Annotated in this window: 28 protein-coding genes; 13 read left to right on the top strand and 15 right to left on the bottom strand. The window is 56.9% G+C overall.

Annotated features, from left to right (window positions below):
• Positions 1 to 184: 184 nt before the first annotated feature.
• The 4 genes from IEX72_RS01170 to galU form a co-directional block, all read right to left on the bottom strand.
• Complete coding sequence (locus IEX72_RS01170) at positions 185 to 1627, bottom strand: sulfatase (RefSeq protein WP_188785547.1); 1443 nt, start codon at positions 1625 to 1627, stop codon at positions 185 to 187.
• A gap of 56 nt (positions 1628 to 1683) precedes the next feature.
• Positions 1684 to 2319: an IS6 family transposase gene (locus IEX72_RS01175; RefSeq protein WP_188785548.1), complete on the bottom strand. Its 636-nt coding sequence runs from the start codon at positions 2317 to 2319 to the stop codon at positions 1684 to 1686.
• A 588-nt stretch (positions 2320 to 2907) separates the two neighbouring features.
• Positions 2908 to 3840 carry a UDP-glucuronic acid decarboxylase family protein gene (locus IEX72_RS01180; protein WP_188785549.1) on the bottom strand — a complete coding sequence of 311 codons (933 nt, stop codon included), beginning with the start codon at positions 3838 to 3840 and terminating at the stop codon, positions 2908 to 2910.
• Entirely contained in the window at positions 3837 to 4703 is an 867-nt protein-coding gene (gene galU / locus IEX72_RS01185) for a UTP--glucose-1-phosphate uridylyltransferase GalU (RefSeq protein ID WP_188785550.1), read from the bottom strand. Before galU ends, IEX72_RS01180 begins: the two co-directional genes overlap by 4 nt.
• A gap of 152 nt (positions 4704 to 4855) precedes the next feature.
• On the opposite strand from galU, the gene aglM reads away from it, so the two are divergent.
• A complete protein-coding gene (gene aglM / locus IEX72_RS01190) occupies positions 4856 to 6160 on the top strand; it encodes a UDP-glucose 6-dehydrogenase AglM (protein ID WP_188785551.1) in 1305 nt (434 codons plus the stop codon).
• A 40-nt stretch (positions 6161 to 6200) separates the two neighbouring features.
• Here the strand turns inward: aglM and IEX72_RS01195 are convergent, their stop codons facing one another.
• Positions 6201 to 6422, bottom strand: a complete 222-nt coding sequence (locus IEX72_RS01195; RefSeq protein ID WP_188785552.1) for a DUF7718 family protein — start codon at positions 6420 to 6422, stop codon at positions 6201 to 6203.
• A gap of 129 nt (positions 6423 to 6551) precedes the next feature.
• On the bottom strand, positions 6552 to 6929 hold the full coding sequence (locus tag IEX72_RS01200; RefSeq protein ID WP_188785553.1) for an HVO_A0114 family putative DNA-binding protein: 378 nt from the start codon (positions 6927 to 6929) through the stop codon (positions 6552 to 6554).
• Between the two features lie 498 nt (positions 6930 to 7427).
• On the opposite strand from IEX72_RS01200, the gene IEX72_RS01205 reads away from it, so the two are divergent.
• The gene (locus IEX72_RS01205) at positions 7428 to 7640 is read left to right on the top strand and encodes an antitoxin VapB family protein (protein ID WP_188785554.1); all 213 of its coding nucleotides are present in this window, start codon (positions 7428 to 7430) and stop codon (positions 7638 to 7640) included.
• Between the two features lie 149 nt (positions 7641 to 7789).
• Here the strand turns inward: IEX72_RS01205 and IEX72_RS01210 are convergent, their stop codons facing one another.
• Both IEX72_RS01210 and tnpA read right to left on the bottom strand, forming a co-directional pair.
• Positions 7790 to 9064 carry an RNA-guided endonuclease InsQ/TnpB family protein gene (locus IEX72_RS01210; RefSeq protein WP_188785555.1) on the bottom strand — a complete coding sequence of 425 codons (1275 nt, stop codon included), beginning with the start codon at positions 9062 to 9064 and terminating at the stop codon, positions 7790 to 7792.
• Positions 9061 to 9441 (bottom strand): IS200/IS605 family transposase, encoded by a 381-nt coding sequence (gene tnpA / locus IEX72_RS01215; RefSeq protein WP_188785556.1) that lies wholly within the window; start codon positions 9439 to 9441, stop codon positions 9061 to 9063. Before tnpA ends, IEX72_RS01210 begins: the two co-directional genes overlap by 4 nt.
• A gap of 403 nt (positions 9442 to 9844) precedes the next feature.
• Between tnpA and IEX72_RS01220 the strand changes: the two genes are divergently transcribed.
• The 3 genes from IEX72_RS01220 (at position 9845) to IEX72_RS01230 (ending at position 11332) form a co-directional block, all read left to right on the top strand.
• A complete protein-coding gene (locus IEX72_RS01220) occupies positions 9845 to 10171 on the top strand; it encodes a hypothetical protein (protein WP_188785557.1) in 327 nt (108 codons plus the stop codon).
• Entirely contained in the window at positions 10161 to 10763 is a 603-nt protein-coding gene (locus IEX72_RS01225) for a hypothetical protein (protein ID WP_188785558.1), read from the top strand. Before IEX72_RS01220 ends, IEX72_RS01225 begins: the two co-directional genes overlap by 11 nt.
• 185 nt (positions 10764 to 10948) lie before the next feature.
• On the top strand, positions 10949 to 11332 hold the full coding sequence (locus IEX72_RS01230) for a DUF7344 domain-containing protein (protein ID WP_425603789.1): 384 nt from the start codon (positions 10949 to 10951) through the stop codon (positions 11330 to 11332).
• Positions 11333 to 12015: 683 nt separating this feature from the next.
• On the opposite strand, the gene IEX72_RS15490 is transcribed toward IEX72_RS01230, so the two are convergent.
• A complete protein-coding gene (locus tag IEX72_RS15490; protein WP_188785717.1) occupies positions 12016 to 12354 on the bottom strand; it encodes a DUF5615 family PIN-like protein in 339 nt (112 codons plus the stop codon).
• A complete protein-coding gene (locus IEX72_RS01240) occupies positions 12351 to 12629 on the bottom strand; it encodes a DUF433 domain-containing protein (protein ID WP_188785560.1) in 279 nt (92 codons plus the stop codon). The genes IEX72_RS15490 and IEX72_RS01240 overlap by 4 nt, the downstream gene beginning before the upstream one ends.
• 100 nt (positions 12630 to 12729) lie before the next feature.
• Here IEX72_RS01240 and IEX72_RS01245 point away from each other — a divergent pair, with 100 nt between their 5' ends.
• From IEX72_RS01245 to IEX72_RS01255, 3 genes are all read left to right on the top strand, one after another.
• The gene (locus IEX72_RS01245; RefSeq protein ID WP_188785561.1) at positions 12730 to 13140 is read left to right on the top strand and encodes an ArsR/SmtB family transcription factor; all 411 of its coding nucleotides are present in this window, start codon (positions 12730 to 12732) and stop codon (positions 13138 to 13140) included.
• A gap of 256 nt (positions 13141 to 13396) precedes the next feature.
• A complete protein-coding gene (locus IEX72_RS01250) occupies positions 13397 to 13546 on the top strand; it encodes a hypothetical protein (RefSeq protein ID WP_188785562.1) in 150 nt (49 codons plus the stop codon).
• A gap of 15 nt (positions 13547 to 13561) precedes the next feature.
• Positions 13562 to 14251: a nucleotidyltransferase domain-containing protein gene (locus IEX72_RS01255; RefSeq protein ID WP_188785563.1), complete on the top strand. Its 690-nt coding sequence runs from the start codon at positions 13562 to 13564 to the stop codon at positions 14249 to 14251.
• Between the two features lie 249 nt (positions 14252 to 14500).
• On the opposite strand, the gene IEX72_RS01260 is transcribed toward IEX72_RS01255, so the two are convergent.
• Positions 14501 to 15739 (bottom strand): RNA-guided endonuclease InsQ/TnpB family protein, encoded by a 1239-nt coding sequence (locus IEX72_RS01260; RefSeq protein ID WP_188785564.1) that lies wholly within the window; start codon positions 15737 to 15739, stop codon positions 14501 to 14503.
• 5 nt (positions 15740 to 15744) lie between these two features.
• Positions 15745 to 15873, bottom strand: a complete 129-nt coding sequence (locus tag IEX72_RS01265; RefSeq protein ID WP_011572441.1) for an AbrB/MazE/SpoVT family DNA-binding domain-containing protein — start codon at positions 15871 to 15873, stop codon at positions 15745 to 15747.
• A 665-nt stretch (positions 15874 to 16538) separates the two neighbouring features.
• On the opposite strand from IEX72_RS01265, the gene IEX72_RS01270 reads away from it, so the two are divergent.
• The gene (locus IEX72_RS01270; protein ID WP_229663693.1) at positions 16539 to 16982 is read left to right on the top strand and encodes a hypothetical protein; all 444 of its coding nucleotides are present in this window, start codon (positions 16539 to 16541) and stop codon (positions 16980 to 16982) included.
• The gene (locus IEX72_RS01275; protein WP_188785566.1) at positions 16975 to 17475 is read left to right on the top strand and encodes a metal-dependent hydrolase; all 501 of its coding nucleotides are present in this window, start codon (positions 16975 to 16977) and stop codon (positions 17473 to 17475) included. The genes IEX72_RS01270 and IEX72_RS01275 overlap by 8 nt, the downstream gene beginning before the upstream one ends.
• Positions 17476 to 17740: 265 nt before the next feature.
• Here the strand turns inward: IEX72_RS01275 and IEX72_RS01280 are convergent, their stop codons facing one another.
• Positions 17741 to 17950, bottom strand: a complete 210-nt coding sequence (locus IEX72_RS01280; protein WP_188785567.1) for a winged helix-turn-helix domain-containing protein — start codon at positions 17948 to 17950, stop codon at positions 17741 to 17743.
• A 348-nt stretch (positions 17951 to 18298) separates the two neighbouring features.
• On the opposite strand from IEX72_RS01280, the gene IEX72_RS01285 reads away from it, so the two are divergent.
• Positions 18299 to 18589: a hypothetical protein gene (locus IEX72_RS01285; RefSeq protein WP_188785568.1), complete on the top strand. Its 291-nt coding sequence runs from the start codon at positions 18299 to 18301 to the stop codon at positions 18587 to 18589.
• Between the two features lie 1170 nt (positions 18590 to 19759).
• Here the strand turns inward: IEX72_RS01285 and IEX72_RS01290 are convergent.
• Positions 19760 to 20005: a hypothetical protein gene (locus IEX72_RS01290; protein WP_188785569.1), complete on the bottom strand. Its 246-nt coding sequence runs from the start codon at positions 20003 to 20005 to the stop codon at positions 19760 to 19762.
• Between the two features lie 180 nt (positions 20006 to 20185).
• Between IEX72_RS01290 and IEX72_RS01295 the strand changes: the two genes are divergently transcribed.
• Positions 20186 to 20728 (top strand): metal-dependent hydrolase, encoded by a 543-nt coding sequence (locus tag IEX72_RS01295; RefSeq protein ID WP_188785570.1) that lies wholly within the window; start codon positions 20186 to 20188, stop codon positions 20726 to 20728.
• 39 nt (positions 20729 to 20767) lie between these two features.
• Positions 20768 to 21286 (top strand): metal-dependent hydrolase, encoded by a 519-nt coding sequence (locus IEX72_RS01300; protein ID WP_188785571.1) that lies wholly within the window; start codon positions 20768 to 20770, stop codon positions 21284 to 21286.
• 132 nt (positions 21287 to 21418) lie between these two features.
• Here IEX72_RS01300 and IEX72_RS01305 read toward each other — a convergent pair whose 3' ends face one another.
• Positions 21419 to 22810 carry an Eco57I restriction-modification methylase domain-containing protein gene (locus IEX72_RS01305; protein WP_188785572.1) on the bottom strand — a complete coding sequence of 464 codons (1392 nt, stop codon included), beginning with the start codon at positions 22808 to 22810 and terminating at the stop codon, positions 21419 to 21421.
• Positions 22811 to 22834 lie beyond the last annotated feature (24 nt).

Here is a 22834-nt window from a genome sequence, read left to right on the forward strand (position 1 = left end):
TTTGATGAAGGGACTCGGCCAGATAATCCTGGCCTCTAGGCAATCGGGTACATCGTAGGGACTGACGACTGGACTGAGGAGGGGAGTGACAACATCGCAGAATTGACCAACAACCGCACCGGGTTGAGGACTATAGTTACAGTTTGTAAATACAAAGATTAGGAACACAATATATTAACAAAACTTAATATTCTGAATTTATATATCCGAGTTGTTCCAATCGGTCGGTCACCTTCTCCGAAGCCCTCGCCTGTTTATTTTCTCCGGTGTGTGGCTCTAAACTATTGGTGAAATTTGACAATTCAGACGACAAATCGGCGTCGCCGAACACCTCACCTGTATCAGTACACCGTTCGACCGAGGATGTAGAAGAATACAATTTTTGATGATGGTGAGTGTATTGTTTAATGTCATCATTGATATTGTCAACGTGTTTTTGAATTCCCTCCAACGGGACTCCAAATCGTTCAGTCAAGGCTATATCTTGTTCAAGCGTATCGTGCAGAGTTGGAGCATCCGTTTGAACCCCAGCACGGGAGAGTAGTGTCCCATACAAATTCTTTAGGCTGACTATTTCATTTATTTCAGTGGTAGTAGACTTCGGACCAGAAACAACGAGAGGGACTTGAACACAAGCGTCTTGCAGCGATACCGTATGACCAAGTACCCCGTCTTCAGCAATAGCCTCTCCGTGGTCTGAGGTTAGAATAACTATTGTCTCATCGCGAATATCTGCCTCCTCAAGTGCCTGAAGTAATTCTCCTGCAAGTTTGTCTGCTCTATGTACATAACTTTCATAGAGCAATGTCAGCATCTCTTGTTCGCGGTCATCAAAGGTTAACTCCCCCGCTGCGTGTGGCCACTGGTTCTCCGAGACTGATGCAAGGTACTCCCACTCCTCATCAGACCCATAATCAGAGGGCTCAACACCGATTTCTCGGAGACGTGACTTACTGTATTCCCAAGGGGCGTGAGCCGACAGTATATTTACAAATGCGAAAAACGGGCGCTCAGACCTAGCTTTGGACGTGATGAACCGTTTCGCGTCTGGGACAATATAATCGTCCAGCTCCTTTCGTTCGTCAACGTTTTCAACGGTCCGTCCAAGCACTTTATTGAACCCAGCATAAAGGATATTTGAGCCTGTTTTCCGGTCTCCGAACAGCAGTTCTCGGACTCCCATCATCAGTAATGCTCGCTTTCCGGGATAGTCCTCCCGAAAAAGGACTTCATCAAGAGAGTGACCGTCATCAAATAGTTTCTTCCGCAACGAAAAGCTAGTAGTATTGAATCCCCTAGACATATTGAACGCGGCCGAAGTGAACAAATTCCCAGTGAAAATTCCGGTCCGGTATCCTTCTTCGGATAACCGTTCAGCGAGCGTTATGTGTTCCTCAGGAAGCCACCGGCTTTCCGGTGTTGCGCCGTGTTCTGTTGCGTATTTTCCGGTGAACATTGAAGCGTGTGAGGAGAGTGACCAAGGGGTAGGAGCTATGGCGTTATGATAACCCTCACCTCGTTCCAATTCGGCCTCAATAATTGGCGTAATATCCCTATTTGCGAAAGTGGTTGATTTTGCACGCACTGTATCTAAAACGACGAAGAGGATATTCGGCCGCTGTGTCATAGACATTTCTTTTCACAGGGAATATATATAATTGGCTGACGGGGGTGGGGTCGTGTTTAGTTTGGAGCATTGAGCCAGCCAGCAAATGCTTGGAGCCAATTTTCGGCAGTTTTAGGCTGTACGTGGCTGAAACAGTTGGAGAACGAGGACGTTCGACGCTTGAGCTCTCGAAAGATTCGTTCGATGGCATTCCGATTTCCATTCCGTTCAGTTTGAAATCGGAGCGATGCTCTGGCCAGGGCAGTTTGGAGGTGTTGAGCGCCATCGACGAGAAACACGGCGGATTCGACATCGTGTTTCTGGCGAAGTTCTCGGAGAAAGATCTCGGTTAATGCAGTCGTTGTCGTCGCAAACAGCCGCAGATGCAGCAGGTCGTTTGTGTCGGGATCAGCTGGAGCATACAGCCAGAACTGCTGATCGTTGATTCGAATCACCGTTTCGTCAACCGCAACGTGATTCGGGTTTCGACGCTCTGTGGGCTGTAGATTGGCTTTCTGGATCCAATCGTGGATTGCTTTGCGAGATCGCTCGACACCCAACTCTTCGAGCACGGAGACGGTATTCGACAGCGATAGCCCCGCTAACTGCAGTTGAATACCGAGCTTCATCGCACGCTCGGGTGTCCGCTGTCGCTCCACAAAACCCAAATCAATCCAATCAGTACATCCGGTGAGGCGGGCGATTTCTGCCATAGACCAGCAAGAAATCATTCCGCCTCACTCTTCATCCTTAACTAAACACGACCTACCGAACGAACATCACCACTGTAACACCGACGACGACCGTGGCGAGAGAGAACGGAACATTCAGGATCTGATACGCCGACACGAACAGCCCCATACACCCGTCGCATTCGTAGCTGGGTCCCCGCTGGCTTGGACGAGTTCGATCACGGGAAGGCGAAACCCAATCCAACAGCTTCAAGGCCCGCCGCAGTGACGCCAAACACGATGATTAGCGCCGTGAGCTTTGGGTCAAATTCGGCCACCTCCCAGAGGGAGGCTATTTTGTCGCGCCGAGAAACGTTCGAATCAGACATGGTGGAGAGTCAGTATGTCAGTTCACGTCGTGGCAAGCACATAAACGCATCCCACCGGTCATACGGTGAGAGCTATCATCATACACGGGCAGGAGACACATTCTTCGTGGTACTTCGCGGCGATATTCACTAGTAACTGAACAGGTGGTTCGGACTACTCGCCAGCGCTTCCCCGGGTAGTATGGCTCGAGACAACGTTCTCGCGGATGATGCGTGTTCCGTAACCCTATGAGCACCGCAGTTACACCCGCTCTTCGAAGTACCCAAGCGACTTCCGAAGCCCGTCCCGCAACGATACCTCGGGCTCCCACCCCAACTCCGAGCGCACCTTTGAGATGTCGGGCCGTCGCACTTGGGGGTCCTGCGGGGGCAACTCCTCGTGAGTAATCCCGCTGTCGCTCCCCGTAACCTCCAATACGATCTCGGCCAGTTCATTGATACTCCGCTCGTCTGGATTCCCGATGTTCACCGGCTCCTCCACATCGGACTCCAACAACGCCACCAGCCCATCAATCAGATCGGAGACGTAACAGAAACTCCGGGTTTGCTCACCGTCCCCATACACAGTCAAATCCTCACCAGTCAACGCTTGTTTCATAAAATTCGGAATGACGCGCCCATCATCGAGTCGCATCCGCGGACCGTACGTGTTGAAGATCCGCGCCACCCGAACATCCAATTCGTGCTTATCTCGATATGCCCGCACTAGCGACTCGCCGTAGCGCTTGGATTCGTCGTAACACGACCGTGGTCCGTACGGATCAACGTTCCCACGATATGATTCGGGCTGTGGGTTCACTTCGGGGTCGCCGTATACTTCACTCGTGGAAGTGAACAGGTATGTCGCGTCCTTCTCTTTCGCCAAGCCCAGTGTCTTGTGCGTCCCTAACGCCCCGACTTTCAGTGTCTTGATCGGGTGGTCCCGGTAGAACACGGGCGAGGCGAGACTGGCGAGGTGCAACACGGCGTCTAACTCGCCGGAGATGTGGATGAATTCGGTGACGTCGTGTTCGTAGAGGGTAAACCGGTCGTGGTAGAACGCGTCCTCTAAATTCTCGGTTTGCCCGCTGACGCGGTTGTCCATCCCAATGACTTCGTGCCCGTCTTCCAATAACCGGTCACAGAGGAATGAGCCGAGGAACCCGGCGGCGCCGGTGACGAGGATGCGGCTCACGAGAATTGTGCCTCCAAGATGTTTTTGACGGCGTCGTTCATTTCGCCGTCGTCGTGGGTGAGCGCCATTTCGATGTTCGCCTGCAACCAGCTCGGGATGTTCCCGATGTCGTACCGGTCACCGTCAAGCTCGACCCCACGCACACCGTCGAGCTTCCGGATGGCGTCTGTTAACTGGAGTTCACCGCCAACACCCATCTCAGTGCGGTCAAGCGCATCGAAGATCTCCGAGGTAAGCACGTACCGTCCGGTGATTGCGAGGTTTGACGGCGCCTCCTCGCGCGGGGGTTTCTCGACAAAATCCGTGACGGGGAAACTCCCGCCTGAGGACTCGACATCGCCGACGTCTGCTACCCCATAGGAGGGAACGTCGGCCCACGGGACGCGTTCTAACGAGAGGACGGACGTCTCGTGGGTTTCCGCGGCGTTGATCAGGTTCGCTGTGCACGGCGTGTCGCTTTCGATGATCGTATCGCCAAGAAGTAACGCGAACGGGTCGTCGCCAACGTGTTTTTCGGCGTACTGGACGGCATCGCCTAACCCGTCGCGTTCTTTCTGCCGGACGTAATGAATGTCGGCCAGGTCTGCAATGTCTTGGACGCGGTCGAGCCGGTCGTGTTTCGCGTCGGCTTTCAACGCCTCTTCAAGCTCGTAAGACTTGTCGAAGTGCCGTTCGATCGCTTGCTTCCCACGCCCCGTAATAATGAGGATATCGTCGATTCCAGCCTCAACGGCTTCTTCGACGACGTACTGGATCGTCGGTTTGTCCAACACCGGCATCATTTCTTTTGGTTGGGCCTTCGTCACTGGGAGGAACCGCGTCCCGAACCCGGCCGCCGGAATCACTGCCTTCGTTACGTCCATACTTGGATACGACTGGAAAGGCGACTCACATACCTTTTGTCATTACTACGACGAAACGACAGGCAGTACTATGAGCAGAACCCACATCGCAACTTGATCGTGCAGAGTCACCCCATCACTTGATGTAGCGTTCCGTGGATACGTGAACTAAGATGCGTTTGTCTGTTATCGGGAGCGGGTATGTTGGCACGACGATCGCCGCCTGTTTCGCGGATCTTGGGCACGACGTCGTCAATATCGATGTCGACGAGGAGACTGTTGCAACGATCAACGACGGCGACCCGCCAATCCACGAGGACAGCCTCGACGAGTTAGTTGCGACCCACGCTGGCAGTGAGAGTACGGGCCGACTCCGCGCGACGACTGAGTACGACGCGGTGCTCGACACTGCTGTCACGTTCTTGTGCTTGCCGACCCCGCAAAACGAGGATGGCAGTATCGATCTGTCGATTATGGAGGCGGGGGCGGAGCAACTCGGTGACACGCTCGCGCAGAAACCTGATTGGCACTCGGTCGTGGTGAAAAGCACCGTGATCCCGGGCTCGACTGCAGACGTGATTACACCAGTCATAGAGACGGCGAGCGGGAAGACGGCGGGCGAGGAGTTCGGGGTCGGGATGAACCCGGAGTTCCTGCGGGAAGGCTCTGCCGTCCACGATTTCCTGGACCCGGATAAAGTGGTACTTGGTGCGGATGACGACCGGGCACGCGACGATATGCGGGCGGTGTTCGACCCACTCATCGAACAGGCGGACGCGCCGGTCGTGGAGACTGACACGCGCACCGCGGAAATGATCAAGTATGCGAACAACGGATTCCTCGCCGCAAAGGTGTCGCTGATCAACGACATCGGGAACATTTGCAAGGAGTTCGGGATCGACGCGTACGACGTGGCGGAGGCGATCGGGCTAGATCACCGGATCAGCGACCAGTTCCTCCGGTCGGGCCTCGGGTGGGGCGGGAGTTGTTTCCCGAAAGACACCGCGGCGATCCGCGCCGCAGCCCGTGAGCAGGACTACGAACCCGTAATGCTGGATGCGGCGACCGAAGTAAATGATCGGCAACCCGAACGGCTCCTCTCGCTGATGGATCGCCACGTCGACGTGACCGACGAGCGCGTCACCGTGCTTGGCCTGGCGTTCAAACCCGGGACGGACGACGTGCGGAACTCTCGCGCGATCCCCGTCATCGACGGGTTACAGAATCGGAACGCGAACGTCGTCGCGTACGACCCGGTTGCTGCTGACGAGATACAGGCGCACTTCCCGGGCATCACGTACGCGGACACGCCGTCCGATGCGCTCGACGACGCCGCGGCGGCGCTCGTCGTCACGGACTGGCCCGAAATTACTGAGCTTGACGACGAGTTCGATGCGATGGCAACCCCAGTAGTGATCGACGGGCGGCGTGCGATCGACAGACGCGACGGGCTCGTGTACGAAGGGTTGACGTGGTAGCGATTCCGTCGTCGCAGTGGCCTCGGGACTGTCGCAGTAACTACTCGCAGTAGTGGTTCTCAAGGAATTGGTCGGCGTACTCACGCCAGTTCGAGAGCAACTCACGGCGGGCGTCCTCGTACGTGTAGTCGTGGCCGAGCCAGTCTTTGCGCTGATCGGGTTCGTACAGACGGTCGAAGTGTGGTTCACCGTGCTCGGTATCGATCCGAGCGATTTCGACGTGACTTGCGTACGGGTGGTTGGGCTGGAAGTGGATGCTCACTCCCCACTGTGTGGCATCGGTTGTGAGGTCAAATGAGTCGAACGCATCTGGAGCAGGTTCGACGAAGACCGTTGCGAAAAATTCCCGACCGCGGTGTGGCGGGAGATTGAGTGTCCTGAGCTTGTGCATTCAATAGACGATCGGTTCGATGACGACGTGGGTGTGCTTCAGACGAGGCCGCTTCGCGTCGCCGTCACCTGCGTTGTCGTACTCGATGATGTCGAGTGCGGCGAGGCGGTGAAGGTCCTTGCTGACAGCGCCCTTGTCGCGGTCAAGGTGCCGAGCGAGGTCGCGGACGGATTCGATGTCGTCGCCGTGTCGATCAAGGTAATCAATGAGTGCAAGCCGGGCGTCAGTGAGGGCGTCGCGCCCGTTTTCCCGTCGAAGGACGAGGAGATCCGTGTAGCCCTGTGCGTTGAGGTCGGCGGCGAACTCGTCCTGCTGTCGTATCCGTTCGGCGATGCGGTCGTCCTGCCTGTCACCCGTCTCGGCGTCTGGTCGTGACATACCGTTTCCTATGACATCAACGGGTATAGGGCTGATGGTGAGGCGGCCAACTACTGCAATCAGCGAGGAGAACTTCTGGTTGATCTCGACGTGGATGACACTAATCGTTATGTACTACCTGATTATCTTGATCTGTACCTGTGAGACGAGCACGCTGCGAGCACCGCTACGTCGATAGTATGCGGAGAGTATGGATTACTGTGCGAGAACACAAGCGAAAGGTGAGTGACCGGAGATAGGTGACGGTCCCGAAGACTATCGAGCCGGAACTGCGCCCAGTAAGATCCGTTGAGCGACGAGGTCGGCGGCTACGGGGGTGGGAATATCGAGCAAGTGCGCCGCCGCGCAGCGCGCCGACGTGAACAATGAGCGGGAAGAGCCGATGTGCGGCCTTGGGAATGTCTGAGAGCACTTGCTGCGATCGTTATCATCGACTACCTCAAAGTTAGCTGTTCCACCCAATTTACTTATCAATTCGAAAATATTACTGTGTACTGTATGGCGATGAAAACGATTTCCCTTGATGAAGAAGCCTACAAGCGATTAAAAGCCCACAAGCGCGAGGGAGAGTCGTTTTCCGAGGTCGTCAAGCGACTTGCGAGTGAACGATCGTGGACAGAGGTAACGGGAATCCTCTCCGATACAGACGCTGACACGCTTGAAGAAGTGATTGAATCGGGGCGGGAACGCTCCCGTGACCGTCGTGATTAACTCCAAACGGACGTTCGAAACACGGAATGATCGAAGATACGTCGTTCAGTATTGATACTGAGTGTTGTCGTCTCGGACCGGTACTCATCGGGACCGAGGTTGACATCCTCCCCGCGCTAAAGCGCGAGGATTCCTCCGTTTGGGTTCGGCTACCGACCCACGGAGGCAACTTGCGGGTTTGTGCGCACTTCTTTGGGACTTTCGTGAGGGTGTGGTTTCCCCGACCAATCGTGGTCGTCCCACTCGAATCGCACGGGCCGTGCCATCGGCCTGACTTCGCAATCGCTGTTTTCTCGAAGGAACGTCTCTGACGCCGTGAGGTCGGCGTGCCCCTCGAAACCACACGGACACGTCAGCGTATCCCCGTGGCGAACTGTCTCCTCGTGGTCGCCACACTCGGGACACGTCTGACTCGTCCACGCTTCCGACTCGACTTCGAGGCTGATGCCGTATTCCTCACAGACGCACGCGAGACGGTGGATTAACTTCTTGAACGCCCAGAAGTTGTGCGTCTTCTCATTGACCCTGACCGACCAATGTGTTTCCAGCACGTCGGTCAAATCACCCACGTACACCGTCGCCACGCCCTCGTCGTACAGCCGTTCAACGAGGTCGCGCACCAGCGCGTTCTGTGCGTGGTCACGGCGCTTCGTCCGCTGTCGATACAGCCGTCGAGTCCGTTTGGAACTGTAGCGTCCCTCGCGGAGTTTCGACTGTAGGCGGGCGATTTCGTCACTCGTCTCGCGGAACCGTCCGAACAACTCCCGACCGTCGTAGAGATACTGGTTCCCAGTAGTCGTGGAACAGGCGACGAGGTTGTTTGCGCCAACGTCAAGGGCGGCTTCGTGAGAAGCCAGTGGTGAATCCAGTCGAGAATCAGGTACGGTGACTGGTTGGAAAGCCCTGAACGTGTCGCTCACCTCGTCGTACTCAAGTTCCAGACGACCCTGTTTGCCGTCCCATTTCGGATTGCCGCGGACTTCGAGGCGGAGTCGTTCGTGGTAGCCGAGTCCGTATTCGTCTTTCAGTTCTTGCCCGACTGGGATTTCGAGACGGCTACGCTTGCCCCACTGAATCGTGTACTGGTTGTTTCGGATGTAGGTACGGAGTTCGCGTCCGTCCTCCTCGTTGCCCCAGTACGACGGTGGGTTGGCGTCCTCGCCGTTCTCCTTAAGCGCGAAGAACGACCGCCACGCTTCGCTGTTCTTGCGCGTGACCTGTTGAACGGTCGCGCTTCCGACGACACCGTTGTAGCGGCCTCGGTACTCGGAGGTGTCCCACACGTCGCCGTCACCGAAGTAGTTCTGACGGCGTTCGTAGGTGAGTTCGTTCCACAGGGAGGCGGAGGCGTCGAGTAGCCGTAGAAGGCACTCTTTGTCGTTCTCGGTCTGTGGCACGACCTCGAAGGTGTTGACGCGCTTCATTCGTCACCACCTTCCTGTTCAGCGATGTACTGTTCGACAGCGCCCTTCGAGGTGCTTCCCGCCGTGCCGACGTAGTACGAACGAGTCCACTTCACGCGGTCGTCGTACCGCTGGTTATACTTCCGCGCCGAGATGCCCTTCACCCAGTTGACGATGAGTGACGGGGCGTTCTTCGGTGGGCTCCCGATGAACAGGTGTACGTGGTCGGGCATAACCTCGGACTCGGCCAGTTCGAGGTCTTTGTCCTCACATATTTCCGCGAAGATGGTTTCGAGACGTTCCTTCGTCTTCCCCGTCAGGTGCGAACGCCGGTATTTCGGTACGAACACTATGTGGTAGTAGAGTTCGTATTTCGCGTGACGGGTACTCTTTACCATCTATGCATACTATCATAGCCGGATGGGTTAAAGATTGCGTTAGAACCCCGTCTATGCCATCATCGGCGGTTGAATACTGTTGGTCGGCTTTATCGCCGCCCTGAAGGGCGAGGCTTTCGCCTCGAATTTTCCGTAACTCGGTCAGCGCGTCCGTCGAAAGGGGGTCGTCTACCGGCGGTTCGTGGCTCATACGTGAAGGTATGCCGCGCGAGTGGAGAAACGGGGGTGGTGTGTTGCCTCCATCGGGCTACCGTGGCGGCGATTCCGGACGCACTGTGCCTTCGGAAACGTCGATGAAGTAGTCCGCGTTCGCATCAAGTGTGACGCAGGTGCCGAGGAAAGATGTATGGACAAGTCAGTACACGTCATAACATATAACCCCTCCCGCGGCGAATAACGTAGTATGAGCGGTTCAAGCTACGATAAGACGATTCAGTTCCGTGCCGGGGCTGAAAAAGAGGCTGCAGAGCTACTTGATGAGATTCATATTGGCGGCGTGAATGTGAGCGAACTTGCCCGGACCGGGCTAATTGAGATGCTCCGCCGGTCGCTGGACGAACAGGACGAAATCGCTGTCTATGAACGATACAGCCGCGGTGAGATCGATGAAGATGTCGCTCGTGTGCTCCTCGGCGAGAAGATTGACCAGGTGGAAGCGGAGATAGACGCATTCGAGTCTGCAATGAAGCGAGATACCTCGGCATTCCTCGCTCAGAACGATGGTGAGTGAACCTCGCTATCCGCTCCTTGCCGATACGAGTTCCCTCATTGCCGTTGCGAACACCGACCAATGGAACAAGCTGACAGAGTCACTCTCTCTCACGACCACGAACGTCTGCAAGCACGAACTCCAGAATCACGTCAACTCGAACACGTACGCACCAGAGGGAAGCCGCGAGCAGTACCTGAAACGCGGTAGCCAGCGCGTGCTCGATCAATTAGACGACGATTCCTCGTCGTGGTCATGTGTGACTGTCGTTCCACGCCCTCACGGGCCGAACGCAGGTGAAGAATCGGTGAAACAAGAGCTTTCAGAACATATGGACTCGTATCAGGTCGTCTCGCTTCTTGATGAAGCAGCGCGTCGGTCAATCCGGCGACTGGTTGACGACCATAAATACGACGTTGACGTTGTGGGACCGCCATATTTGCTCTTCGTTCTTCTCGATAACGATCTCATTTCGAAGGGCGAATTCTGCGAGGCGACAGGTCAAATGATCCGGACGGAAGGGTGGACTGGATACGAAGTCGTCAATAGTGCCTGGGCCAGCATTCCGGTGGATTGTTCTGAATTCCTTGACAACGACATCCTTCCATCATAAGAGCCTACTAAAGTGGCGTCCGACCACTACTAGTCGGCAGAACGGGAGTCCACTGACAAGCCAACGGCTTCAGCTGTTGATAGCTGACTGACTGACTTTCCAAATACCTTTTTAGCTACAGCAAAATCCCCATATGGCCTAATCAAGAGGCCCCGGCGGTGTGACGCCGGAACCCGCTGCCAAGCATGACAGCACTACACAATCTTCCGTGGGGCAGTGATAACTCTGTCCCACTCGACGTTGCCGAAGCCGTATCAGCTCTCGATAACAGTCGTCGCAGACACGTGATCCGTCTGGTGGCCGATCAGGACGGCTCAATACAGCTGGGCGATGTAGCCGAGGCGATCGCCGCCATCGAGTTGGGGAAACCCGTTCGTGAGCTTGACTCCCAGGAACGAAAGCGTGTCTACGTCGGGCTGTATCAGGTGCATCTCGACACACTTGACGAGGTCGGCGCCGTCGCCTACGACTCGCGTTCGGGGGATATCCGTGCGACCGAAGCGACGACAGCGCTCGCCGATCTCATCCGGCACATCGAAGCAGTGTGCGGCGCACAGGAAACAGGATAGCAGTTCCAGTTACCCCTTCGAACGCCTGACTTGTCCCGGGCGACAGTTCGAACCGGACACACGGACTCGACCGCCCGCACCGAACGGGCGGGTCGCCCGGCGTACCGGTGAGTCCGACGGTCCTCTCCGATCTCGAAGCAGACATCAGCATCCAGGACGTAAGAAGCCACCACGAGTAGTGACGGTGAACGCCTGCCTGCCTTCGAAGGCGACGCTTGCTGGGGACACGATACCAGTGATCGAAAATGTCGGGGTACTACCGGAGTTCGAGTGCAGATCGGGGGTCCTCGTACCGCCTCTGAAGTGCTGGACAGATTTGTAAAGACTATCGGGTCGGAAGTTCCGCGTACACTGAGAATCAATCCAGTCACGGACTGGCCGGAAATTACTGAGCTCGATGAGGAGTTCGACGTGATGGCGATACCGATCGTGGTCGACGGGCGGCTCGGACAATTCGACGTGACGGGCTCGTGTATGAAGGGTTGACGTAGTAGCGATTTCGTCGTCGCAGTGGCCTCGGCATTCTCGCAGTGAGTGATCAACTGGGACCGATTCGAGACGGGGCGTGACTGATCGCTCGCGCTGCGTGCTGGGCGAGAATGAATCAGAGACTGACGGGGACTCACGGGGTTCGACGCAGGGAGTACCGCGTTGGTGACGTGATCCTTCCCAGACCGGCGTGATTACAACCAACTGTTCCCAACCGTCAGGAACCCGCGCAGCTCGTCTTGTTTGTAGTAGGTCGAGATCTCGTGTAGGACATCGGCGACTGTCTTCGCCGAGGGAGTTTGATCTGTGAAGTACAGCACCCCTCGGTAGTCGCTTTCGTCGAAATCGTCTCGAAAGTCATCGTCATAGGTAACGATGATCCAGTCTTTGGACCGCGAAACTGCTGCGAGTCTCTCGTCAGTATCGCCCTTGTTCAGTTCGTCGCTGATCTCGACGTGGAGGCGGTCGTGTCCGTAGTTTCCGAGCCGGTGGGATACCTCGTGCTCGATGTTCTCATCGAGTAGAACCCTCAGTCCGGCTTTTCCAGAGTTTCGGACTCGTCTGCCACCGCCTTGCGGTGTGTTTCGATTTCCCGCATCTCCTCGGGGTTCCGGTGATAGTTCGCCAAGGCCTCAGAGACATCGGCTACAGGTAGATTCAGACGTTCGGCGACGGTCTCGGGACGCAATCCACGGCCTTCGACCCGCGCGTGGATGTGCTGCACCGTCACCCGACTCCCCCTGATATGGGGTTCATCGTGGACCTCTGACTTGTCGCCAGAGCGTATTCGAGAGTCCGTCACTACCATCTGCTCTCTTCGCGCTCTCGAAACGAAAAACTACCGCCGCGCGGTACGATTGGGCTCTTCGACAACGACTAAGCGTCGCTATCGCATAGCGTGACGGACGATGGCGACGGATCAAACACGGACGGGTGGCGGTGACGCCCCGGACGATCCGGCAGACCTGCTGCCAGCGGAGAGTATGCTCAGCCTTCATAAATACCTCGATATGCACGCGGCTGTCGGTCACCGCACCCGCTATGAGATCCTCTATCGACTCGTTCACAGCGGTGACATGAGTCCGACGGAACTTGCGGACACACTCGACATCGACGACAGCACGCTCCACTACCATCTCAACACGCTCGTCGATGTCGGACTCGTCGAAAAACGGCAGTGCACAGAGCGCGGACAGGACGGCCTGGACACGTATTATCGGGCCACCGTATTTGGCGACGTAACACTCACCGATGGCGTCGACGAGTTGATCCGTGGTGAGCACGGGTTCGGAGAACTGTACGACAGTTCGACCGCTTAACCGCACTACCGCCGCTGCCGTTCACATCTGTTCGCGTCGGAGGGAGCCATCAGTCTGAGGGAAAAATAGACTTCATCAGTATGGAATTTGGCATCACGTGCGACGGCCACAAGTGAGGCGACTTGTCGGTGGCGGTCGTGAAACAGCGGTACGGTGCGTTCGACGACTTCGAACCGGTCCCGATGGGTGGCCATGGCCAGAAGACGCACGATCGCGCTGGCTGCGAAGATAACTCTGCGTGCTCGGAGGATGCGTGATGGCGGCGGCGGTTGTCGATACAGGCGTGCTCATCGGGGTGGCAGACACCGACGGTAAATACCACGGCGTCGGGATGACCATCGTCCACGGTATCGATCACGGTCAGCTACTCACCTCTAATTGCCGCACAAGAGTTAATCCGGTATGAACAGATCTACTGTTTGTGAACAGTAAACCAGTTCAGTTTTCGGGTGGATTCAACGGGACCCACGTGTGCATCCCCGTTCCCATTCCAGACCCCGACGTATTCAGCCACAATGCGACTGGAGCCATACTGCACCTGCTAATTGACAATCCTGAAAAGTCGTTTACCAACCGGGAACTGCATCGTCTGACAGAAAAGGGATTAGGAAATGTGAATGCAGCAGTACGAGCGTTAGAAACGCTCGAACTCGTGACTGTTGATCGAGACGGTCGAGCAAACCAGGTGCAAATCAATCCGGCGAAGATCAGCAGCCCAGCCGATCGAATTACGGCGATCCCACAGGACGAATATCACGCGCCCGTTCGCAGAGCTGTGGAGTGTTTAACGGATCGGACCGGGACCGACGCTGGGATCGTTTTGTTCGGGAGTGTCGCTCGCGGCGATGCCGACCGAGCCAGTGACATTGATCTGTTCGTCGTTGTGGACGATGACCGAATGGCCGCACAACGCACAGCACATTCGATCGAAGACGAGTTCGCTTCCGAACGGTTTGACGGAGACCGGTATGAACCGCATATTGTCGTGGAGACGCAAGAGTCAGCAGTCACGCACGATCAGATCCAAGAAATCCTGACAGAAGGACTAACACTGCGGGAAACGCCAGTCCTCGACTCCGTCAAAGATGAGGTGTTCGCAAATGGGGCTTGATCGGTAACTGACGCTCCCAACAGAATCCCCAACAAGGGTGTCATAAAGGTGAGCGATAAGGGTCACAAACTCTCGATGATCTCGACTGTCGTGGGACGCTGCACGGATACAAATACATTCTAAGGAGAAAGTTACAGCGGTAGCGAGGCGAATGGTTCGAAGCTTGACCCCGAGGCGATTCACTAGATGAGGTGTGCCCAGACGACGGACCCACTGCTTCCGGCACGCCTTTGTGAACCCACCCCGGGGTCAAGCCCCGGGGCTTCCTGCTTCAACGACGCGCTTTGCACTCACAGCCTCCCGGTAAGGCGTGAGCGTAGGGAGCGCAGTCTGCACAGGCGTTGATTCGGAGCGTCCCGCCCCTAACTGCTTCAAACCACGATAGAGGATATTCTTCGCCGCGTTCAAATCTCGGTCTTCCGAGTGGCCGCACGCCGGACACGAATGCTCACGCACCCAGAGTGGCTTGGCTGTTTCCACACCACACACAGCGCACTCTTTGGTTGTTCCTCCCGGCTTCACCTTTTCGACGTGTGTGCCGTGTAGGTCAGCCTTGTACTCTAGCAGTTCGATAAACTGCGACCACGCGGCATCCTGCTTGTTCTTGGCGTTCTGGCTGGTTTCCAGCATCGGTTTCACATCCAAGTCTTCGACGGCCACGAAATCGTACTCTGTGACAAGCCACGTAGTGAGCTTATGCTGGTAGTCTCGCACCTTCCGCTTGATTTTTCGTTTCGCTTGGGCGACTTTCCGGCGTTGGTTTTCCCAGTTGGCGGAACCGTGTTCTTTCCGGTCGAGTTTCCGCTGTTCGCGTGCGTAGCGGTCGTACTCATCGGACAGGTCGAGTGTATCAACGGACAGGTTTTCCGAAGTGTGGATGTAGCTGGTGATACCAAGGTCAACGCCCACGCAGTCCTCGGCCTCAATCTCACTGAGTGGCGGTTTCTCGGGTGTGTCTTCGACAGTGGTGACGAGTGAGACGTACCATTCGCCAGTCGTCTCTTTTTTCAGGATTACCTCGTCAATGTCCTCTGCTGGTCGTACGTGGCGGTCTGCACGGATGTTGAACCAGCCAATCTTTTCGAGTCTGAGTCGCACGAATCGGTCGTCGCCCGTGTTGTAATCCACGTTGAAGCGACTAGACTGATTGTACGACACCGAGCGAAATTCACCGTTGCCTTGCCACTGCAACCGCCCAACATCGTAGCCCTCCTTTCGGCGTTCTTGCAGCGTCTCTAGGTCGCTGTGAATCTGGCTGATAGCCTGTTGTGCGGCGTGTTGTGACGGGTCGGCAAAGGTCGGCCACTGGTCTGTCCAGTCTTTGAGTTTGCTGTGTTGGTCGTAGTCAGATGGCCTGTCGTTGTAGTCTGAGTTGTAGTAGTCCCGGACAGCGTGATTACGAATCTGCCGGAGAATGTCGATGTGCCGCCACGCTTCGCTTGCCACGTCGTCGGGCAGGTACGCGCGGAAGCGAAGCGTATGTTTCATCGGTGTTAGTCGAGTTTTTCGACAGTGAGTTTCAACTGGTCGCCTTCTTCCAGATTAAGCCCGTCTCGGACTTCTTCTGGGATTGTTACTTGCCCGCGTTCTCTGAGTTTTGGGTAGCACTCCATCGAACTCATTGTTATTAATTCATACTCAATCGTAATGGAGGTTGGGTGTTGTCGGCTTCAACCCCGGGGTCAAGCCCCGGGGCAGTCGCCTTGACCGCCTGTACACTTGGGCATACGTCTCGATAGCTGACTCGATGGAAACGCTGCTATCCCTGGAGCGTGACGTAAGTATGGGACGCAAGAGACCGACCTGTATTCCGTGCCTCAGAGCACGTCCTGCTGACTGGTCCGTGCGCGAAAGAAGCCGAGTTATGGGCGCTACAACCCGGATGCCGCGCGCTGCGGCATCCGGGAAAGCCCGAATAGGTGAAGATCTGCGTCACGCGCTGGCGTCCCGAGTCATAAGATCGCGTCTCCGAGCTGTGATGACAACTGGATTGGCAGATAGACAAGGGAGCTGAGGGCCGCTGCGGCCCTCAGCGGTCGGCCGGAGCCTTCCATCAGCATCTGCTATCGCCAGACAGCGGCTGCACCGCACACACGTTTCGACCGCCTACCGGCTGTGAGAACAGCAGATCCCCAGACGGCGTAATCGTTTTGTCGTCAGCCGTGCTTTGATCGGCCAGCAGCGTTTCCATAGGTGAATGCTTCGGACAGCGCGTGGCCGTGCAGGGGCCGTACTCTTGTTGCTTGCCGGGTTGGCCGTGTTGTGCCCGTTGTACGCGGCACAACCCGTGAACCCGGAGATGGGTGTGTATCCCGACGACGAGGAGTTCATCCAGTCGCCGGAGCCGTACCTCGGCGAGGCGGTTACAACGGGCGGGGACGTACAACAGGTGTCGCCGCTCGTCATCGAGGTCGAAACCACGCAGGGAAAACACGACGTGACGATCACTGACAGCGGCTTACGCCCGGACGTTGATGACAAGGTGCGCGTGTTCGGGACACTGACCGACCCACGGACAATCCAGAGTCAGTACGCGTTCGTGGTCCCGTCAAGCGGCCAGTGGTACGCGTGGAGCGTGTCGTTCCTCGCTGGGTTGTGGGTGCTCGCTCGTCTCATCGCGCACTGGACGGTCGACGTGTCACGACTTCGATTCCAGCGTCGCGCCGAGCCGCTGTCGATACGGCGGCTCCTCGCTGCGCGGCAGTCTCGGGGCGGTGATCGGGATGCCTGATTTGTTAGCGCACGTGTTCATCGCGTACAGCGTGTGCCGCGTGTTGTCGTGGCGGTATGTGTGGCTTGATCGGCAGTACGTGACGCTCGGGATGGTGGGGGCGTTCATCCCGGATCTCGTGAAAATCAAGCTGCTCGTTCCGAGTTGGCGCGTTGAGCAACTGCTTGGCATTCCGTTCAGCTGGGGGAGTTTCACAACCGGTGGCGGCGTCCTGCTAAGCACACTGATCGGCGTCGTCCTCCTGGCAGCCGCAGAGCGCCGCCGCGGCGGCAGTTTGCTTGCGCTGGGTGCTGTCACGCACCTCGCCACCGACAGTTTACTCCTCTACCCGACGGGCCGGACCACGCAGTTGTTGTGGCCCGTCAGCCAGTATACGACTCCGAGTCCAGGCTTGTACCTCAGCACACAACCGGAACCGACGCTCGTCACCGGCCTCCTCGCCATCCTCGTGTGGGGGGCACACCAGTACCGCACCAGGCGCGCCTCCGAGTGACCGAGGTGTAGTCACTGCGTGTCGACGGCCATTTTGAATACGATTGCGTGAATGGAACTGCGGATATCACTATGTTCACGCGAAAGAGGTAATCGGCGGTTTGCTGTCCGGGAGAGCTGCCGGGTCGGTGCCCGGTATCGACCGGATTGGTCAGATCTCACGTCGTTATCTCGGAGCACAGCATCACAGTGCAAGCAGAAGTATTCGCCCCGCTCACCAGAGATGTCACCCACTCTGTGATTACAATAAGTACTGAGGGGTATTTTTAGCCCTGTTCTGGGTCATCGACGAGTTCGTACAGTCCACTCCCGTGGACCTTCTCGACGTGCCCCGCGGCGACGAGTCGGCCAAGTCGGTTGTGGACTGTCTGGCCCGACCGCCCGGTCCAATCTTTCAGTGCCGCTGGCGTCGCACGCCCGTCACGGAGCACTTTGAGTATCTCACGGTCGCTTTGGTTCAGGTCCTCAGGTTCCATTATGTCTAGTGGGTTCACAGAGACACACTTAGTAATATTGTGTAGTGTCTTGATGTTCAGTAATAGCATTTAGAGATACTAAGGTTTAAGTCAGTGACGCATACAGTAACAACTACGCCCGACGAGTCGGCCTCAGGAAAGCCGCCCGCTGTGATCGCAGCGGACGAGTCGGGTTCGGAACGAACCCATATCAAACAACGCAACGCCGTCGAATAAATCCGACGGCACGAATGGATGTACCGATCAAGAGAGCGACGCGGACGAGGCGATGGATGACGTAGCGCAGCTCCGCTTGGATGCGTTTGTGAGAGGCGGCACGGACAGTCAAGAACAAACGGGGCTGCGCCGATGAGCGACGAGCACGGATCTCCTGTCGCTGAGTCGGCCAGCGTTATGTTCGCGCCTGGAGATGACGATGATGACGTTTCAATCAACGTGAGTGGCGAGGCACTGAAGATCAACAACTGTCTGACGTCTCGCGTCTGCGTGAAGATCGGGGGCGAGGAGAGCACGATCTCCGTCACACTCACCCCTGACGATGCTGAGGCGCTGCGGGGCAGACTCGCTGATGCCATCGATGAGTCTGGTGATGCGCTCGCGCGGTGGCTGGAGAACGGCGGAATCGACCGTCGGCGCTGAGCTCATCACGGATATATGCGCCCGTCGTGGTCGCGCTGAGTCCCTCCCCCCACCACTGGTGGCGATCCGAAATCCCCTGCTGCCAGCACCCCAGGAGGAACAACGCGCTTGGGTTCGATTCCCAGGGCGGGCAATCTAGGCTTGTCACGGTGTTTGGTTCTGAATCTCGCACTGAGTCAGGCGTGAGGTGTGCGTACCTACTACTTACGGCGTTCTTGGCACATCGAACAAAATTCGTCTACTTCATCTATCGATGTCACCTCGATAGTTTCCTCGAAAGACCCTCGTTCGGCGAAGGTTTGCGCCCAACCACAGTGGTCTGGTTCCGTAAAATGCCAAGCAGCATCGTTCTTTCGGGATATTTTCATCGTATTGTGAAATACCAGCAGTACAAGTAAATGTTCCTTCTGAACTGAACGATTCGATTCGCTGTGACTGAGGGGTGCGAATAGTGCTATGACACCCTCGTGGCCTGACAGTCAATACGCAACCCGAAGCCCGGGCTGTCTCTCAGCCCACCCCGGGACCGGCGCTCGTCACTGGTATCCTCGCCCTGCTCCGCTGGAGTGTGTACCGACATCGAGCCGAACGCGCCAGGAATGGTTTCGTCGAAATCGACTTGCCTCTCGACGGATGAGCAACACTGGTCAGTCGTCGTCCGAAGCGTCACGGGGTTTAACGACAGCGGATCCGCACTCGACGCACACGTAGCGGTCCTCAATCGTTTCTGCGGCAGGGGCGTTACACGCGATACACTTGACTCGCGCACTCCGTACAGCCCGTGGATACCGTCCCATATCGGGGTACTCTCCCAGAACTGATAAAAAGATAAGGATAACGGACGACAGAGACAGGAAATATATGCGTTGACAGCGATGACCCCGGAGCGAGACGGGCTTTCACGCCGCCGGAAGACGTGGGTCCTACTCGACTAATGTCTGGTAACACTGCCCCTGTCGCCAACGTGGTATAAGTATCACCGTCTGACGGGCGCTCATAACTCGCCCCAGATTACGGGTCGTGAACGTGCCGGATGCCCTCCTAGAAGTCGGTGTGCGGTTCCCTCTCTGGTGGGGTACGGGTCTTCAAGAGGTCGGCACCTATGTCGTGGAGTAACCCCTTGATTTCGAGTGCGATGCTGGGTAGTGGCCAGTCACGCATCGTACATCGTCAGTCGGGGGTGCCGTACTCGATTTCCTCTTTGAAGAAGCACCGCAGGCACTTCCAGTCGTGCTCATCTGCCGAGTCAGGCACACCAATAATCTGCTTTCCGATGCGTTCGGACACGCGTCGATACTCAACAGCGGGTTTGCACGCCGGTGTGTTCGGCTTCGCTTCAGATAGCGGTTTGTGCAGTTTTGTTTTCGACGTATCGCCCGTCGCGACAAGGAACTGCTGTTCAGCCCGCGCAGGCATAGTAGCCAAGACGGCAGTGGATATGATAAATGTGAAGGCGAACGCGCCGCGCTGGGGTGCCCGCTCACGACGGCCACGTGCGTGATGTGTGGAGGTCGAACAATTCCAGCACGACGCAAGTGGAATGGGTATCTATCGGTGAGAAACTATCATACGGGTAGCGACTAGAGTGCGATGTAGATGCTTCCGTGGGGGCACGCAGCACTTGGATATCTCGTGTATTCAGTGTACGTGCGGTGGCGGCACGGACGGCCACCAATCGGGTTAACAGTGGTGGCGCTCGGGATCGGGACCCAGTTCCCTGACCTGATCGATAAGCCGTTGACGTGGACGGTCCCACTCCTGCCGTACGGGCGGAGCCTCGCCCACTCACTGGTTGCGTTTGGTATTCTCTGCACCGTACTGCGGGTGTGGTTCCGATACCCGGATCAGCGCGCGTTGACCGAGGCGTTCACACTCGGGTACGCAACACACGTGGTGGGTGACGGAGTCGCCCCGGCATTGGCTGGTGATTACACTGCGCTCAGGTACTTGTTCTGGCCGGTGACTGCCGTGCCCGCGTCGCCTGGCGCTGAGAGCTTCATCGACTTCTTCGTTACCCTCACGATGACGCCGATGCATCTGTTCGGGATCGTCCTAACCGTCGTTGCGGTCGCCCTGTGGATCGTTGACGGGCTTCCCGGCGTGTGGGATCTCATCCGGGAGCCGACGACAACGGCGTAACAACCCGGTTTCATTACAGTACGGCGTGAAATAGTGCGTGTGCGTCCGGTCGAGCATTTCATCATCGTGTTCATCCCCGCGGTCGTCGTAGCCGTCCTCGTTGACCGGCGACTCCCGACGCTTTCGTTCGTTGGCGCGGTGTTCGTCGGGAGTCAGTTCCCGGATTTAATCGATAAACCGCTCGCGCACGAGTTCGGGCTAATCCCGTCGGGCCGCGTGTTTATGCATTCGATCCCGACAGCAGCACCCGTCTGGCTTGTCGTTGCGTGGTACGGGTGGCGCACCCACCGGTCCCGGTTGAGCGCCGCGTTCATCGCCGGGCACGCGTCACACATCCTCGCCGATAATTACCGGTCGTTGCAAGGCCCGGACCCGTCGCTCCCGCCGGATATGCTGTGGCCGCTGATGGATGCCGCGCCACGGCCACCCGTGCCGTACTGGGCCGGGCCGAACAGCATCAACCTCCACTTGTGGACGCTGTTTTCCGCCACTATCCTCACCATCCTCGCATACATTATCGTACAGGACGTGAGAAGCCACCACGAGTCGGGATGGTGAATGCCTGGCCGACTTCGAGACCGATTCTCACCGTGGAACAATACGAGTCAGCGAAGATATTGGGCGGGGACTGCGGAGTCGGAGTGAGAATCGGAGCTCCCCGACCTACGTGAGCAATGCTGGACAAATGTGTTACGACGACTGGGTCGGGAGTTCAGCGTACAAGTGCGTGTCAATCCGGTCACGAACGGGGCCGCAGTCACCACCGGACCGCGCCGTGGCACACAACTCATCGAACGTCGTCGCAAGGTCGGTGCGAAGCTCTGGCGACAAGTCAGTCGGATCGAGTACCGGGACATCTTCCAGCGTACTGATCCGGATCCGGTCGTACCCGCCTTGCTGTGTGTACGTGTACTGGTTGAGTACGCGGTGCCCAACTCCGCTGTTGAGGTACGCGAGCAGTGCTTTCAGCTCGACATCGTCGAAGTCCACATCGTAGAACCCGCGGAAATTCTTGATGTGCCTTGCTGGCGTTTCGTTCAACACGAAGGTAAACCCGTCACGGGTGGCGTCTGGGACGAGAACACGAGGTGACGCTTGGTCTCGGATCCGGTACCACGGCTCCCGATCTTGTAGCGTGTTCACCTCGTGCAGGTCGTGCTCTTTAACGCCTCGGACCAGGTACGCTGCGAGGTTCCACGTGTCGGCGTCCGCACTCGTCGATTGGGTGCTGACCTGATCAACAGTTGCTTGGATCGTATCTGGAACGACAGGGACTCGGTCAGGGTCGAGTAACCAAACTGGTTCACCGGCGTCTCGAAGGGCCTCCCAATCCTCGTCAGTAAACATATACCCGTCGACAAGCGCTGGTTTCCGGATCACGCGCGTCACGTGCTGTGTGTCAATATCGAACGTGTCTTTCTCGTCCTGGGTGAGGCAGAAAAAGCCAGCTGCACCGGAGGTTTGTCCGCGGTGAATCGATACGAACTCACCGAGGCGTGGCAGTTGCTCCGTCTTGATTGCAGGCGTTTCGCGCGTGAAATAGGCTAACCAGTTTTCCGTCGGGTCCAGGTCTGCTTGTGGGACTCGGGTGAGTGTCACGCCAGTAGGCAGGGCAGCGTCACCGTCGTCACCTTTATCGATCACGTTCTGAAGCCACTCAGGTTGGAGCTCCGCTGAGTCGTCAACGCGAATGAACTGTGTCGCGTTGTCGGAGTCGTCGCTGGCGCGCTTTTCCACGACGGTGATGAGTGATGTCACGTTCGCATCATCGAACAGGGATTCGCCGGTCGGGTCGAATCGGATGAACGCCTTGATTGCGCACTCGGTCAGCAAGTATTGTTTGAGAGCCGTACCGTACTGCGTGGCGAGATATTCCTGCGGAGTGAGAAAACCCGCAGCGCCGCCTTTAGAGACTCGGTCGATTGAACGGGCAAGAAAATAGACGTATACCGGTGGTTTGCCGCTAATCGATACGGTGGTCGTGGTCGCAAACGAGTGCTTCAGTTTCTCACGATCTTCGGAAGGTAGGTCCGCTGCTCGAGTGTACGGTGGGTTAGCTGTCAGGAAGTCGAATTCTAGCATCCGGTCCAGAATGAATTTATTCGT

It is taken from the genome of Halobellus salinus (assembly GCF_014646875.1).
Classification (GTDB): Archaea; Halobacteriota; Halobacteria; order Halobacteriales; family Haloferacaceae; genus Haloquadratum; species Haloquadratum salinum.